General features: G+C 74.8%; 11 protein-coding genes. 6 read left to right on the top strand and 5 right to left on the bottom strand.

Features of this window, described 5'->3' with window-relative positions:
• Positions 1–10 precede the first annotated feature (10 nt).
• From OIM89_RS23715 to rsmH, 3 genes are read right to left on the bottom strand one after another with little or no spacing between them, the layout of a single operon-like run.
• The gene (locus OIM89_RS23715; RefSeq protein WP_030699577.1) at positions 11–2,080 is read right to left on the bottom strand and encodes a peptidoglycan D,D-transpeptidase FtsI family protein; all 2,070 of its coding nucleotides are present in this window, start codon (positions 2,078–2,080) and stop codon (positions 11–13) included.
• Positions 2,081–2,084: 4 nt separating this feature from the next.
• A complete protein-coding gene (locus OIM89_RS23710) occupies positions 2,085–2,633 on the bottom strand; it encodes a septum formation initiator family protein (protein WP_226965119.1) in 549 nt (182 codons plus the stop codon).
• Positions 2,630–3,661 (bottom strand): 16S rRNA (cytosine(1402)-N(4))-methyltransferase RsmH, encoded by a 1,032-nt coding sequence (gene rsmH / locus OIM89_RS23705; protein ID WP_151169769.1) that lies wholly within the window; start codon positions 3,659–3,661, stop codon positions 2,630–2,632. Before rsmH ends, OIM89_RS23710 begins: the two co-directional genes overlap by 4 nt.
• Positions 3,662–4,038: 377 nt before the next feature.
• Between rsmH and OIM89_RS23700 the strand changes: the two genes are divergently transcribed.
• The 4 genes from OIM89_RS23700 (at position 4,039) to OIM89_RS23685 (ending at position 9,564) form a co-directional block, all read left to right on the top strand.
• Positions 4,039–4,578: a beta-class carbonic anhydrase gene (locus OIM89_RS23700; RefSeq protein ID WP_003947589.1), complete on the top strand. Its 540-nt coding sequence runs from the start codon at positions 4,039–4,041 to the stop codon at positions 4,576–4,578.
• A 215-nt stretch (positions 4,579–4,793) separates the two neighbouring features.
• The gene (locus OIM89_RS23695) at positions 4,794–5,813 is read left to right on the top strand and encodes an AAA family ATPase (protein ID WP_030699829.1); all 1,020 of its coding nucleotides are present in this window, start codon (positions 4,794–4,796) and stop codon (positions 5,811–5,813) included.
• Positions 5,813–7,150, top strand: coding sequence for a DUF58 domain-containing protein (locus OIM89_RS23690; protein ID WP_264491606.1), 1,338 nt, complete (start codon positions 5,813–5,815; stop codon positions 7,148–7,150). The genes OIM89_RS23695 and OIM89_RS23690 overlap by 1 nt, the downstream gene beginning before the upstream one ends.
• Positions 7,147–9,564, top strand: a complete 2,418-nt coding sequence (locus OIM89_RS23685; RefSeq protein ID WP_264491605.1) for a DUF3488 and DUF4129 domain-containing transglutaminase family protein — start codon at positions 7,147–7,149, stop codon at positions 9,562–9,564. The genes OIM89_RS23690 and OIM89_RS23685 overlap by 4 nt, the downstream gene beginning before the upstream one ends.
• A gap of 192 nt (positions 9,565–9,756) precedes the next feature.
• On the opposite strand, the gene OIM89_RS23680 is transcribed toward OIM89_RS23685, so the two are convergent.
• On the bottom strand, positions 9,757–10,176 hold the full coding sequence (locus OIM89_RS23680; RefSeq protein WP_023419860.1) for a DUF3040 domain-containing protein: 420 nt from the start codon (positions 10,174–10,176) through the stop codon (positions 9,757–9,759).
• Between the two features lie 279 nt (positions 10,177–10,455).
• Complete coding sequence (locus tag OIM89_RS23675) at positions 10,456–11,238, bottom strand: methyltransferase (RefSeq protein ID WP_030699826.1); 783 nt, start codon at positions 11,236–11,238, stop codon at positions 10,456–10,458.
• Positions 11,239–11,598: 360 nt separating this feature from the next.
• On the opposite strand from OIM89_RS23675, the gene OIM89_RS23670 reads away from it, so the two are divergent.
• Both OIM89_RS23670 and OIM89_RS23665 read left to right on the top strand, forming a co-directional pair.
• Complete coding sequence (locus OIM89_RS23670; RefSeq protein ID WP_195731140.1) at positions 11,599–12,543, top strand: ATP-binding cassette domain-containing protein; 945 nt, start codon at positions 11,599–11,601, stop codon at positions 12,541–12,543.
• The gene (locus OIM89_RS23665; protein WP_264491604.1) at positions 12,515–14,587 is read left to right on the top strand and encodes a YhgE/Pip domain-containing protein; all 2,073 of its coding nucleotides are present in this window, start codon (positions 12,515–12,517) and stop codon (positions 14,585–14,587) included. Before OIM89_RS23670 ends, OIM89_RS23665 begins: the two co-directional genes overlap by 29 nt.
• Positions 14,588–14,607: the final 20 nt, after the last annotated feature.

The raw sequence follows: 14,607 nt of genomic DNA, 5'->3' as shown, positions 1-14,607 counted from the left end.
TGGTTCCTGGTCAGTCCTCGGGGGTGAAGGTGACGGGCAGTCGGGCCTGCTTGGCGCCGCTGGGCGGCACCTGGAGGGTCTTCAGGGCGAACTCCATGACCTGCTTGTAGACGGGGCCGCAGATCTGGCCGCCGAAGTAGCTGCCCTTGGTGGCGTCCTGGATGGCGCAGTAGACGGTGACGCGGGGCTTGTCGGAGGGGGCGAAGCCGGCGAAGGACGAGGTGTAGCCCTTGTAGCGGCCGGTCTCGGGGTCGACGCGGTTGGCGGTGCCGGTCTTGCCGGCGACGCGGTAGCCGGGGATGCGGGCCTTGACCCCGGTCCCCTCCTCGTCGTCGACGACCGACTCCAGCATGAGGGAGAGGGTCTTGGCGGTCTTCTCGCTGACGACCCGGGTCTTCTCGGGCTCGGGCGCGGGGGTGAACGCCTCGCCGTCGTGGGTGCCGCGGACCAGGGTCGGGGCGACGCGGACGCCGCCGTTGGCGATGGTCGAGTAGACCGAGGCGGCCTGGAGGGCGTTGATGGAGACGCCCTGGCCGAAGGGGATCGTGTACTGCTGCGAGGTCGACCAGTCCTGGGGCGGGGCGAGGATGCCGGGGGTCTCGCCGGGGAAGCCGAGGCCGGTGGGGCGGCCGATGCCGAACTTCCTGAGGTAGGAGTGGAGGACCTTGTTGGCCTCGGGCTGGGTCTTGCCGAGCTGTTCGACGGCGAGGATGGTGCCGATGTTGCTGGACTTGGCCAGGACGCCGTTGAGCGTGAGGTACCAGGTGGGGTGGTCGACGTCGTCCTGGAAGAGGCGGTCGCCCCGGTGGAGCCGGTTGGGGACGGTGACGTGGGTGCCGGGGGTGGCGGCGTTCTCCTCCAGCACCGCCGCCATCGACATGACCTTGGCGGTGGAGCCGGGCTCGTAGGCGTCCTGGACGGCGGCGTTGCCCAGGGAGGTGGCGGCGGCCTTGGTGAGGTCGTTGGGGTCGAAGCCGGGGGCGTTGGCCAGCGCCAGGATCTCGCCGGTGGCGGTGGACTGGACGATGACGTAGCCCCGGGCCGCCTTGGACTTGGTGACCTGTTCGGAGATGGCGTTCTGGGCGGCCCACTGGATGTCGCGGTCGATGGTGAGTTCCAGGCCGGAGCCGGGGACCGCGGGGTCCTCCTCGCTGCCGGCGGTGGGCACCTGGCGGCCGCCCGCCTGGGCGTAACTGATCCGGCCGTCCTCGCCGGCCAGCTTCTTGTCCCACTGCGCCTCGATGCCGCCGGCGCCCTTGCCCTCGGCGTTGACCCAGCCCAGTATCCCGGCGGCGAGGTCGCCGCCCGGATAGACCCGCTTGCTGGTGGCCGCGGGGAAGATGCCGGCGAGGACGCTGTTGGTCTCCGGGTCGGCGGACCGGCGCCCGCTCTTGTCGAACTCCTCGGCGAAGCTGGTCTTCAGGTCCTTGATCTGCTTCCACACCTGCGGGGTCTGGCGCCGGGCCAGCACCACGTACCGGGTGTCGTCGCGCCGCAGCTTGGCGGTGATCTCCTCGGCCTCGGCGCCGAGCACGGGGGCGAGGATCTGCGCGGCCTGGAGCGGCGCGTCCTTCACGCCGGTCCGCTCCGGGGTGAACATCGAGGGGTCGGCGGTGATGTCGTACGCGTCGACGCTGGAGGCGAGTTCGACGCCGTTGCGGTCGGTGATCGCACCGCGCTCGGCGGCGAGCACCCCGCTGTACGAGCGGCTGGCGGCGGCAGCCGCGCCGTACGCCTGGGGGTCGACGGCCTGGAGCTGGAGGAGCCGTCCGACGAAGACCGCCATCACCAGGGTCAGCGCGAACCCGATCAGCCGCAGCCGGGGCCGGGGTCTGCCGAGCCTGAGGCCCGGCCGGCGCGGCGGGTTCCCGGGCGTACGGGGCCGGGACGCGGGCCTGCCGGAGCCCTGCCCGGCGCGCGGGGTGCGGCGCTCGGCGGGTCTGCGGGCCGTGCCCTTGGCCGCCTTGGCTTTGGCGGCCGCGCCCTTGGCCGCCGTACCGGAACGGGCCGCCCCGCCGGAGCCGCCGGCCGGGCGGGCGGGGCCGGGGACGCGGCGGCGCGGGGGTTGCCTGTCGGACACGGCGTCACCTGCCAGGGGTCGGGGCGGTGGGGGCGGGGGTGTCGGTAGGGGCGGGGGCGTCCGGCTCGGGCGCCGGGCTTGTCCCGGAGGCGCCGGGGGACGGGCTCGCGCCCGGCGAGGGGGGCGCCTCGGCGGACGGGGACGGCGAGGCGGAGGGGGACGGCTTGACGACGACCGGGGTGGGGGCCGGGCTCGGCACGCCGCGGACGGTGCCGTCCGGGTCGAGGAAGACCGGGATGCCGCCGGGGACCAGGCCGAGGGTGTCGGCCCGGCGGCGCAGCGCGTCCGGCCGGGCCTGGGCGTCGACGTCGCGCTGGAGCTCCTGCTGCTCGTCGGTCAGCTCGGTGTTCTCACGCTTCAGCTCGCTGAGGGTGAAGGAGCCTTCGTTGAGCGCGGAGTTGAGCACCAGCAGGGTGATCAGGCCGCCGCCGAGCAGCACCACGACCAGCAGCACGAACGGGGTCCGGGCGGCGTTCGCCGGACCGGCGGGCAGCAGCCGCGCCAGCCGGGCGGCGCGGCCGCGGAGTTCGGGCCTGCCCACCTGGCGGCTCACTCCTGGTGCTCCTCGCGGATGCGCTGGGCGCCGCGCAGTCGGGCGGGGGCGGCACGCCGGTTCTCGGCGACCTCCTCCTCGGTGGGGAGTTCCGCGCCCCGGGTGAGCAGCTTCAGCCGCGGCTGGTAGCGCTCGGGGACGACCGGCAGGCCGGGCGGGGCGGTGGAGGCGGCCCCGGCGGCGAGGACCTGCTTGACCAGCCGGTCCTCCAGCGAGTGGTACGACAGGACGGCGAGGCGCCCGCCGACGGCGAGGGAGGCGACGGCGGCCGGGATCGCCCGCTCCAGGACGGCGAGTTCGCCGTTGACCTCGATGCGCAGGGCCTGGAAGGTGCGCTTGGCCGGGTTGCCGCCGGTGCGCTTGGCGGCCTGCGGCAGGGCGTCGCGGATGACCTCGACCAGGCGGGCGCTGGTGGTGAAGGGCTCCTTGGCCCGCTCGTCGACGACGGCGGAGACGATGCGGCGGGCCTGCTTCTCCTCGCCGTAGGCGCGCAGCACCCGGACCAGGTCGCCGGGGGCGTAGGTGTTGAGGACCTCGGCGGCGCTGATGCCCGTCGTCTGGTCCATCCGCATGTCGAGCGGGGCGTCCTGGGCGTAGGCGAAGCCGCGGTCGGCCTCGTCGAGCTGCATGGAGGAGACGCCGAGGTCGAAGAGGACGCCCTGGACGCGGGGGATGCCGAGCCGGTCCAGGACCTCGGGCAGTTCGTCGTAGACGGCGTGGACGAGGGTGGCGCGGTCGCCGTAGCGGGCGAGGCGTTCGCCGGAGAGGCGCAGTGCCTCCTTGTCGCGGTCGAGGGCGACGAGGCGGGCGGCGGGGAAGGTGGCGAGCAGGGCCTCGCTGTGGCCGCCGAGGCCGAGGGTGCAGTCGACGACGACGGCGCCCGGTTCGGCGAGAGCCGGGGCGAGGAGGTCGAGGCAGCGGCGGAGCATCACGGGGACGTGGCGGGTGTTGCCGTCCCCGGGGGCCGCGGCCTGGTGGCCGGCAGCGCTCGGCGCGCCGCTCGTCTCGTCTGCGTCGCGCACCGGCATTGCGCCCTCTCGGTCCGGTGCGGGGCGTCGCGGCCGGGCCGGGTGTCCGCCGGGGGCGGCGCCGCCCGGCGCGTGGCCGGTCCCGGATGCCGCCGGCCGGAGGGCGGCCGGGAGCCGCCGTACGCGCACCGCACGCGTGGGTTTCTCTGCGGGGGCCGTTCGATGGTCCCCCGGCGCGGCGAGGGCGTGTCGCCCCGGCCACTTCGCGTCACTTTAGTCCACTCGTCCCGCCGGTCAATCAGCCGCTCCGTGCGTCGCCCGGGGCGGTGAGGACGGCCGGGAGGCCGGGTGTGGATTACCTCACAAGGGGTGCCACGAGGGCTCTTCGTCCCCCTCCGGGCGCACCGCGGGGCCCGGCGCGCATTACCGTCGTAGCCATGTCGACTCCCGCTCACACCGAAGGCCGCCCGACCCAGGCCGGCTCCCATGTCACCGACCGCCTCGTGGAGGCCAACGGCCGGTACGCGGCCAAGTTCACCGACCCGGGCATGGACGCGCGCCCGGTCCTCAAGGTGGCCGTGGTGGCGTGCATGGACGCCCGCCTCGACCTGCACGCCGCGCTCGGCCTGGACCTCGGCGACTGCCACACCATCCGCAACGCGGGCGGTGTGGTCACCGACGACGTGATCCGCTCGCTCACCATCAGCCAGCGCGCGCTGGAGACCCGCGGCGTGGTCCTCATCCACCACACCAACTGCGGTCTGGAGAGCCTGACCGAGGAGTTCCGCCAGGACCTGGAGGCGGAGGTCGGGCAGCGGCCGACGTGGGCGGTGGAGTCCTTCCGCGACGTCGAGCAGGACGTGCGCCAGTCGATGCAGCGGGTGCGGACCTCGCCGTTCCTGCTCCACACCGACGACGTGCGCGGCTTCGTCTTCGACGTGAAGACCGGCGCCCTCACGGAGATCGACCCGGCCTGACGGCGGGTCAGCCTCGGCCCTCCCCGACGAAAAACGGCAATTCACCTCGAACCGGCACCAGTTGCCCGGATGCGAGTGACACATGCCCTGGGCGGCAACAAGAATGCGCAGGAGGCATCGCGCGACGGCCCCCGGCCGTACGCGCTGCCCACTGATCGGGGAGGGTCCGGCCGCGCCGTCGCGCACCGGCCCGACAACGGGCCGAGGAGGGCCGGGTGACGACCTATGACGGGCGAGCGAGCCTCACAGATCTGACCGCCACAGCGGAACGGGTGCGCAGGTCGGTCGAGGGGGTGATCGAGGGCAAGCCGGAGGTCGTACGGCTCTCGCTGACCGTCCTGCTGGCCGAGGGCCACCTCCTCATCGAGGACGTGCCCGGGGTCGGCAAGACCATGCTGGCCAAGGCGCTGGCGAGATCGGTGGACTGCTCGGTCCGCCGCATCCAGTTCACCCCCGACCTGCTGCCCTCGGACATCACCGGCGTGAGCGTCTACGACCAGCAGCAGGCCGAGTTCGAGTTCAAGCCCGGGGCGATCTTCGCGCAGATCGTCATCGGCGACGAGATCAACCGCGCCTCCCCCAAGACCCAGTCGGCGCTGCTGGAGTCGATGGAGGAGCGCCAGGTCACCGTCGACGGCCACAGCTACGCGCTGCCCGGCCCGTTCATGGTGGTCGCCACCCAGAACCCCGTCGAGATGGAAGGCACCTACCCCCTCCCGGAGGCGCAGCGGGACCGCTTCATGGCCCGCGTCTCCATCGGCTACCCCTCCCCCGACGCCGAGCTGCGGATGCTCGACGTGCACGGCGCCACCTCGCCGCTGGACGACCTCCAGCCGGTGGCCCACGCCCACGACATCCTCAAGCTGGTGGAGACGGTCCGCGAGGTCCACGTCTCGGACGCGGTGCGCCGCTACGCCGTCGCCCTGGTCGGCGCCACCCGCAGCCACCCCGAGCTGCGGCTGGGGGCATCCCCGCGCGCCACCCTGCACCTGGTGCGGGCCGCCAGGGCCGCCGCCGCGCTGGCGGGACGCGAGTTCGCGCTCCCCGACGACGTGCAGGCGCTGGCGGTGCCGGTCCTCGCGCACCGGCTGCTGCCGACCGCCCAGGCCCAGCTGGCCCGCCGCACCTCCGAGCAGCTGGTCCACGAGATCGTCCAGGGCACGCCCGTCCCCGGCTCGTCCAACGGCTCGGTGCCGCACGTCCGGCGCCCGTACTCCGCGCCCCGGGGCATGTGATGCCCGGCGCCGACGGGGCGCGGGAGCGGGGCGGGCTGCGCGGGGCGCTCGGCGGGCTCACCACCCGGGGCCGCTCGTTCCTGGCCGCGGGGCTGGCCGCGGCCTTCTGCGCCTACCTGCTCGGCCAGGGCGACCTGCTCCGGGTCGGTCTGCTGCTGGCCGTCCTGCCGCTGCTCTGCGTCCTGTTCCTGCACCGCACCCGCCACCGCGTCGAGGGCAGCCGCCGGCTGACCCCGGCCCAGGTGCCGGCCGGCTCCGAGGCGCGGGTGACCCTCCGGGTGGACAGCGTCTCCCGCCTCCCCACCGGCGTGCTGATGCTCCAGGACAAGGTGCCCTACGTGCTCGGGCCGCGCCCCCGCTTCCTGCTGGACCGGGTGGAGCCGGGCGGCCGCCGCGAGGTGTCGTACCGGGTCCGCTCCGACCTGCGCGGCCGGTACCAGCTGGGCCCGCTCCAGCTGCGGCTGACCGACCCGTTCGGCATGTGCGAGCTGGACCGGGCCTTCTCCGGGCAGTCCACGCTGACCGTGGTGCCGCGCGTCGAGCGGCTGCCCCCGCTGCGGCCCGGCGGTGAGGCGCGCGGCTTCGGCGAGGGGCGGCAGCACACGCTGGCGCTGGCCGGGGAGGACGACCTGATCCCGCGCGGCTACCGGCACGGCGACGACCTGCGCCGGGTGCACTGGCGCTCCACGGCCCGCCTGGGCGAGCTGATGGTCCGCCGTGAGGAGCAGCCGCAGCGGACCGGCTGCACGGTCCTGCTGGACACCCGGGCCGCCGGTTACGCCGGTTCGGGCCCGGGCTCGGCATTCGAGTGGGCGGTGTCGGGGGCGGCCTCGGCCCTGCTCCACCTGCTGGAGAAGGACGTCCCGGTCCGGCTGGTCACGGACACCGGCGACGCCGTCCCCGCCGAGGGTTCCGCCACCTCGCACGGCGGCCGGTCCGGGCAGACGGCGGCGCTGATGATGGATCTGCTCGCGGTGGTCGGACACTCCGACGGCGCCGGGCTCTCGCGGGCCCACGCGGCGCTCGGGGAGAGCGGCGAGGCCCTGCTGGTGGCCTTCCTCGGCGACCTGGACGAGGAACAGACCACGCTGACCGCGCGGATGAGGCGGCCCGGTTCGACCGCGGTGGCCTTCCTGCTGGACTCCGCCCTCTGGGCGGGTGGCGGCGGCTCGGCGCTCGACGCCCGCGCCCGGCGGCTGCGGGAGGCGGGCTGGGCCGTGGTGCCCGTCCCGCCGGGTGCCCCGCTGGCCCCGTTGTGGGGCGGCGCCGGGACGCCCGGCCCGGCCGCCGCTCCGCGGCCACGTACCGCTTCGACTTCCTCGGGGGGTGCCGCGTGAGCGGACGGATCGGGATCGCCCTCGCCTCGTGGGCGGCGACGCTGCTCGCCTCGGCCTCGCTGCTGCCGCTGGTGGACCGCTCGGTCTGGCTGGTGCAGGCCGCGATCCTGCTGGGGCTGACGGCGGGCGCGGGCGCGGCGGCCCGCCGGGTGCCGCTGGCCCGGCCGCTGACGGCGGGCGCCCAGTTGATCACCGGGGTGCTGCTGCTGACCCTGCTCTTCGCCCGCGAGGAGGCGTTCCTCTGGTTCCTGCCGAGCCCGGACGCGGTGCGCGAGCTGGGGACGCTGATCGGGAACGGCGTCGGGGACGTGGGCCGGTTCACCAGTCCGGCGCCGCTGACCGACGGCATCGCGCTGCTGCTGGTGGGCGGGGTGCTGCTGGTCGGCCTGCTGGTCGACACCTTCGCGGTGACCTACCGCCTCGCCGCCCCGGCGGGACTGCCGCTGCTCGCGCTGTACTCGGTGGCGGCGGGGCTCTCGGACGGCGGCGCGGGCGCGCTCTGGTTCGCGCTGGCCGGCGCCGGGTACCTGGTGCTGCTCCTCGCCGAGAGCCGTGACCGGCTGGCGCAGTGGGGCCGCGTCTTCGGCGGCCCGGCCCGCGGCGGCTTCGCCCCCAGGGAGAGCGTGGGCACCCCCACGGCGCCGATGCGCTCGGGCCGCCGGATCGGCGCCGTCGCGCTGGGGCTGGCCCTGGTGGTGCCGCTGGTGCTGCCCTCGCTCGGCGCGGGGCTGCTCGGCGGCACGGGTCCAGGGCCGGGCGGCGGAAGCGGCGGCGGCGGCACGATCTCCGCGGTCAATCCGCTGGTCTCGCTCCAGAACAGCCTGAACCAGCCGGAGAACCGCGAGGTGCTGAAGTACCGCACCAACGCCGCCGACACCGACGACCTCTACCTGCGGATCGTCTCCCTGGACGAGTTCGACGGGACTTCCTGGAAGCCCGCCTCCCGCAACGTCTCCGAGGTGCCCGAGCGGCTGCCGCCCCCGCCGGGGCTCGCGGCCGAGGTCCCGTTCACCGAGGTCTCGACCAACATCTCGGCGGCCGGCTGGTACGCCCAGGACTGGCTGCCGATGCCGTACCCGGCGACCCGGGTCGAGGTGCCGGGCGACTGGAGGTTCGAGCGGGTCAACCGGACCCTGGTGGGCGACGGCGCCCAGAACACCCGGGGCGTCCAGTACTCCGTCGACAGCCTCCTGGTGCGCCCCGGCGCCGAACAGCTCTCCGTCGCGGACTCGGCGGCGGCCGCCCCGACCCTGCCCGACGAGTTCTCCTCGGTCCCCGACTCCCTCCCGGCCGTGGTCGAGCGCACCGCCCGCCAGGTGACCCGGGGCGCGGACAACGACTACGAGCGGGCGGTCCGGCTCCAGGACTGGTTCGCCCAGGAGGGCGGCTTCACCTACGACACGCAGGTGCGGGCGGGCAGCGGCTCGCAGGCCATCGCCCGGTTCCTCCGCGACAAGGAGGGGTTCTGCATCCACTTCTCCTTCGCGATGGCCTCGATGGCCCGCACCCTCGGGATGCCCTCCCGGGTGGCGGTCGGCTTCACCCCGGGGACGGCGAAGAGCTCCGGCGAGATGTCGGTGGGGCTGCGGGACGCCCACGCCTGGCCCGAGCTGTTCTTCGAGGGGATCGGCTGGACCCGGTTCGAGCCGACCCCCAACCGGGGCTCGGTGCCCGAGTACACCCGGCCCGACGTCCCCGACAGCGAGGTCGACGACCCCGAGCAGCCCGAGGAGTCGGCCTCCGACGCCCCCTCCACCCGGCCCAGCGACAACCCGGAGTGCCCGCGCGCTGAGCGGGCGCTCGGCGAGTGCGGCTCCGAGGAGCCGGACGCGGGTGCCGCCGCGGGCTCCGGCGGCCCGCCCTGGGGCACCCTGCTCGGCACGGCCGGCGGGCTGCTGCTCCTGGCGGCGGTGGTGCTGGCCCCGCTGCTCTGGCGGCGCCGGGTGCGCGGGCTGCGGCTGACCCCGGTGGGAGGCGGCGCGGGCCCCCGGGGGGTGCCCCCGCTCGCGGCCTGGCAGGAGCTGACCGACACGGCCTGGGATCACGGCATCCCGCCGGACGAGGCGCTGACCCCGCGCCGGGCCGCCGGCCGTCTGGTGGAGCTGGCCGATCCGGGCCCGGAGGCCGCGGAGGCGGTGCACCGGCTGGCCGGAGCGGTGGAACAGGAGCTGTACGCGCCGCGTCCGGTCCCGGTGGCGGGTCTCGCCGAGGACGTGGAGCGGTTCCGGGCCGCGCTGCACGCCCGGGCCTCGCGCCCCACCCGGCTGCGCGCCCTGCTGCTGCCGCGTTCCGCCGTCCGGGTGACGTGGGCGGCGTCCGACCGCTGGGAGCGGCTGCGGGAGCGGGGCCGGGCCGAGGCCGGACGCCTCCCCCGGCTGCCCCGCCTCCGGGACAGGGACGCACGGAGCGGCTGACCGGCACGGCGACGTGAAGTGAGGAGGGCCCGCACGACGGGCCCCCCTCACTGCCGTACGGCGGCCGGCGGTCCGGGCGCAGGCAGGTGTACGGCACACGCGTTCACGCACAACGGTGTGGGGTCCGCCCCGGAAGGCGGACCCCACACCGTCACTGCTGCTCGGGACCGGCCCTGAGGCCGGTCCCCGCGTCTACTGCCCTTGTCCGTCCCGGCGCTGCTGCCAGCGCTGTTCGATACGGTTCATCACGGAGCGGCGCTGTCTGCCTTGTTTGCCCTGACGTCGCTTGGCGCCGGCGCCCGCGGGGTCCGCGGAGCCAGGGGCCGGCTGCTCGCCCGGCTTCGGCGCCTTGCGCCAGCCGGTGACCGCGAGTACCGCGCAGCCCAGCATGACGAGGAATCCCACCACGCTGACCCAGATCTGCTGCGCGACCATCCCGGCCATGAGGAGCACGATTCCCACCAGGAAGCCCACCACTGCCTGGTACACCCGGCGACGGGTGTACGTACGCAGCTTGCTTCCCTCAAGCGCTGTCGCGAACTTGGGATCTTCGGCGTACAACGCTCGCTCCATCTGCTCGAGCATGCGCTGCTCGTGCTCTGAGAGCGGCACGGAGTCCTCCTCATCGTGCAGTCGCCGAGGCGACAGGGGGGTCCCCTTCAGGATAGGCAGGGAATCGCCCCCGTGAAACCCGCCCCTCTGCGCCAATTCGCCATCCGGTTCGAGCCGACACACCGATTCACTGAGGCGTCCATTCCCCAGGAAGCGGCCCGCCATGCCTTACCGGACTCCCTCGATCATACGGCGCCGACCGCCCGAACGGGTTCCCGTGCCGTACTCCGTCCGGACCGGGTGCCCTGATCACAGGGGTGCGCGGGTGGGACGGAGGGACTAGTCCCCTTGGGTGTCCCCCTGGGCGGGGGTCTTCTCGCCGAGGACGTGGAGCTGGGTGGCGACGGCGTGGAAGGCGGGTTCCTCGGCGGCGGCGGCCTCCAGCTTGAGGAGGGCGTCGAGGGCGCCCGGCTCGGTGTCGACCAGGACGCCGGGGACCAGGTCGGCGAAGACCCGGACGCCGTGGACCGCCCCGACCCGCACCCCGGCGGCCTCCACCAGGCCGGTGAGCTGGTCCGGGGTGAAGCGGTGCGGCACCGGGTCGGCCTCGCCCCAGCGGCCCGCCGGGTCGCCGAGCGCGGTACGGGCCTCGGTGAAGTGGCCGGCCAGGGCGCGGGCGAGGACGGCCCCGCCGAGTCCGGCGGCGAGCAGGCTGAGGGTGCCCGCGGGGCGCAGGGCGGCGGCGACGCTGGCGACGCCTTCGGCCGGGTCGTCCATGTGCTCCAGGACACCGTGGAGCAGGACCGCGTCGTAGGCGCCGCGGTCGACCACGTCGAAGAGGCCCAGGGCGTCGCCCTGCACGCCGGTGACGAGGTCGGCGACGCCGGCCTCGGCGGCCCGGCGCTCCAGGGCGAAGAGGGCGTTGGGGCTGGGGTCGACGACGGTCACCCGGTGGCCGAGGCGGGCCACCGGCACGGCGAAGTTGCCGCTGCCGCCGCCGGAGTCCAGGACGTCCAGCGAGCGCCTCCCCGTGGTCTTCACCTGGCGGTCGAGGGCGTCCTTGAGGACCTCCCAGACCACGGCGGTACGGAGAGAAGCGCGGGGGCGCATCGGGTCCGACACGGCAGTTGACTCCTCGGCACGGCACCGCCGCTCGGGGCGGCGGGCGTCTATCGGGTGCAGTGGGCTCCCACCCTATTGCCTCCACGCCACCGCCCCGCCCGGGGCGTCGGGCCCTCCCCGGCCGGTCAGCGGGGTGCGGGCCCGTCCGTGCGCGGGACGGGGCCGGGGCGGCGGGGGCGGCCCCGGCGGGCGGCCGTGAGGTACACCACGGGCAAATCACCACCGGGCGGGGCACTTCCCCCGGCCGCCACCCCTCGGCCGCGCACCGGCGGCGGGGGCGGATTGCGGCACGGCGCGGGCCCGGCATAGTTTCTGTACTGACCAGTCAGTTCAAAAGCTACGCCGAGGAGGGGACGGGCCGTGACCCGCCACCAGCCGGAACCGGAGCCCCACCGCCACCCGGAACCCGCCGACAGCAGAGGCCCCGCCTCCCCGGCCGAGGAGGCGCCCGCCCCGGACCCGGACCCGGACCTTCCTGCGGGCGCCGCCGTCGAGGCCGAGGGGATCGGGCTGAAGGGCCCGCGCGGCTGGGTCTTCCGGGAGGTGACCGCCGAGGCGGCCCCCGGCTCGGTGGTGGCGCTGACCGGCGCCTCCGGCACCGGCCGCACCTGCCTGCTGCTGGCGCTCACCGGGCGGATGAAGCTCACCGAGGGCGAGGCCCGGATCGGCGGGCTGCGGCTGCGCAAACAGGCCGCGGCGGTCCGGCGTACGGCGGCCCTCGCCCACGTACCCGGCGTCGACGACCTGGAGCCCTCCCTCACCGTCGGCGAGCACCTGCGCGAGCGGGTGCTGCTCCAGCGCCGGTACGGGACGGCGCCGCTCGCCGCGCTCAAGGCGGCGCTGCGCCCGCCCCGGCAGCGGCGCGCGGACGCCCGCCGGGTCCACGACGAGGCGCTGGAAGCAACCGGGCTGGACCTGGCGACGCTGCCGAAGGGGCCGCGGACGGCCGTACGGGACCTGGAACGCCTGGAGCGGCTGCGGCTCTGCGTGGCGCTGGCGCTGATCGGGCGGCCCCGGCTGATCGCCGTGGACGACGTCGACCTGAAGCTGTCGGCGCCGCTGCGCGAGGAGGCGTGGGCGCTGCTGGCGAGCGTGGCCGCCTCCGGCGTGACCGTGCTCGCGGTCTGCGGCGAGCCTCCCGCCGGACTGCCCGGCGATGTCCCCCTGGTGGTGGTCGTCACCGACCGGGCCACCGGCGCCCGTACCGCCGAGGACGCCGAACCGGCCCGGAAGACCGACGGCACCGACGAGACCGAGAACGAGAAGGAGACGGCGGATGCGCTCGCCGAAACTGGCCGCGCTTGAGCTGAAGCGCTTCGGCAGGGGACGCCTGCCCGCCGCCGCTCTGGTGGCCCTCCTGCTCCTGCCGCTGCTCTACGGCGCGCTGTACCTGTGGTCCTTCTGGGACCCGTACGGCCGTCTCGACCGCATACCGGTCGCCCTGGTCAACGAGGACCGGGGGGCGGAGATCGGCAAGGAGGAGCTGCGGGCCGGGGACGACATCACCGAGGGGCTGCACGAGAGCGAGGTGTTCCAGTGGCACGAGGTCGGTTCCGAGGAGGCGCGGCGCGGCGTCGAGGACGGCACGTACTACCTCTCGCTGACGATGCCGAAGAACTTCAGTGAGCGGATCGCCTCCAACTCCGGCGACCACCCGGAGACCAGCGCGCTGAAGGTGGAGACCAACGACGCCAACAACTACATCGTCGGGCAGATCTCCCGGACCGTCTTCACCGAGGTCCGCACCTCCGCCTCGGCCAAGGCGTCCCGCTCGTTCCTGGACCGGATCTTCCTCTCCTTCTCCGACATCCACGGCGCCACCGCCGAGGCGGCCGACGGCGCGGACGAGCTGAAGAAGGGCATCGGCAAGGCCAAGGACGGCTCCAAGGACCTGGTCGACGGCTTGAAGGAGACCCGTACCGGCAGCACCGACCTGGCCTCCGGGGTCAAGCGGCTCGACAAGGGCGCGGGAGACCTGGAGAAGGGCTCCGCGCAGGTCGCCGCGGGGACCAAGCTCCTGGCGTCGAAGGTCGACTCCACCTCCGCGAAGGTCCAGCCGTACCTGGAGAAGGACGGCAAGTTCATCGGGGACACCGCGCGGCTGGTCGCCGACTCCACCAAGATCGTCCGCGCCAACCTGGCCGAACTCGTCAAGGCCGCCCCTAGCGCGCACGCCGCATCCGAGACGCTCGACAAGGTCTACGCCGCCCGCTGCGAGGGCGCCCTCGGCGAGCTGGGCGACCCGGCCTGCCCGGACCTGAAGAAGGCGAAGGACGCGGCGGCCGACGTCGCCAAGGTCGCCGACGACCTGGAGACGGTGATCGGCGACGCCGACCTCGCCGCCCTCGACGGCCACCTCGCCACCCTCCAGAAGCAGGCGGACGCCCTGGCCAAGAGCGCGCCCACCCTCGGCGACGACCTGAAGGAGGCCGTCGCCAGGGTCAACGCGCTCGACAAGGGCGCCCAGCAGGTCGCGGCCGGCGCCAAGAAGCTCCACACCGGCCTCGGCGCCGCCCGTACCGGCGCCTCGGACCTCGACACCGGCATCGGCAAGGTCCAGACCGGCGCCAAGAACCTGAACGGCGGCATGTTCCGGCTCGCCGACGGCTCCGGACAGCTCGCGGGCGGCCTGCACGACGGCGTCGAGAAGATCCCCGACTACGACAAGAAGGACCGCGACGACCGCACCGAGGTGATGGCCGACCCGGTCCGCCTCGCCTCCCAGTCGATGCACGCCGCCCCCAACTACGGCACCGGCTTCGCCCCGTACTTCATCCCGCTCTCCCTCTGGGTCGGCGCGATGGTCGCGTTCATGGTCATCCCGCCGCTCAGCCGCCGCGCGCTGGCGGTCGGCACCTCCGCCTGGCGCACCGCGCTCTCGGGCTGGCTGCCGGTGGCGGGGCTCGGGGTGCTCCAGGTCGCCGCGCTGATGTCGGTGCTGCACTGGGGGCTGGGGCTGGAGATGGCCAGGGCGGCCGGCACGATCGGCTTCCTGGTGCTGGTCAGCGCCTGCTTCACGGCGATCGTCCAGTGGCTCAACGCCCGCTTCGGCGCGGCGGGGCGCATCCTGGTGCTGGCCGTGCTGATGCTCCAGCTCACCTCGGCGGGCGGCACCTACCCGGTGCAGACGAGCCCCGGCTTCTTCAACGCGATCCACCCGTTCCTGCCGATGACCTACGTGGTCGAGGCGCTGCGGCTGCTCATCACCGGCGGCCCGCTCGGCCCGGTGTGGCAGGCGTGCGCCGTGCTGGCGGCCTTCACGGCGGGCGCCCTGGCGCTCACCGCGCTGGCCGCGCGCGGCCGGCAGCAGTGGACCGTGGACCGCCTCCACCCGGAGCTCAGCCTGTGAGCGCCGGGCGCGCGGCACCC

The organism is Streptomyces sp. BI87 (assembly GCF_025957665.1).
Classification (GTDB): Bacteria; Actinomycetota; Actinomycetes; order Streptomycetales; family Streptomycetaceae; genus Streptomyces; species Streptomyces albidoflavus.
This window is presented reverse-complemented; position numbering and strand designations above follow the sequence as displayed.

Excerpts from the sequence above, each read along its gene's own strand:
- OIM89_RS23700 (WP_003947589.1), top strand. The coding sequence starts at position 4,039 with ATGTCGACTCCCGCTCACACCGAAGGCCGCCCGACCCAGGCCGGCTCC.
- OIM89_RS23665 (WP_264491604.1), top strand. The coding sequence starts at position 12,515 with ATGCGCTCGCCGAAACTGGCCGCGCTTGAGCTGAAGCGCTTCGGCAGG.
- OIM89_RS23690 (WP_264491606.1), top strand. The coding sequence starts at position 5,813 with ATGCCCGGCGCCGACGGGGCGCGGGAGCGGGGCGGGCTGCGCGGGGCG.
- rsmH (WP_151169769.1), bottom strand. The coding sequence starts at position 3,661 with ATGCCGGTGCGCGACGCAGACGAGACGAGCGGCGCGCCGAGCGCTGCC.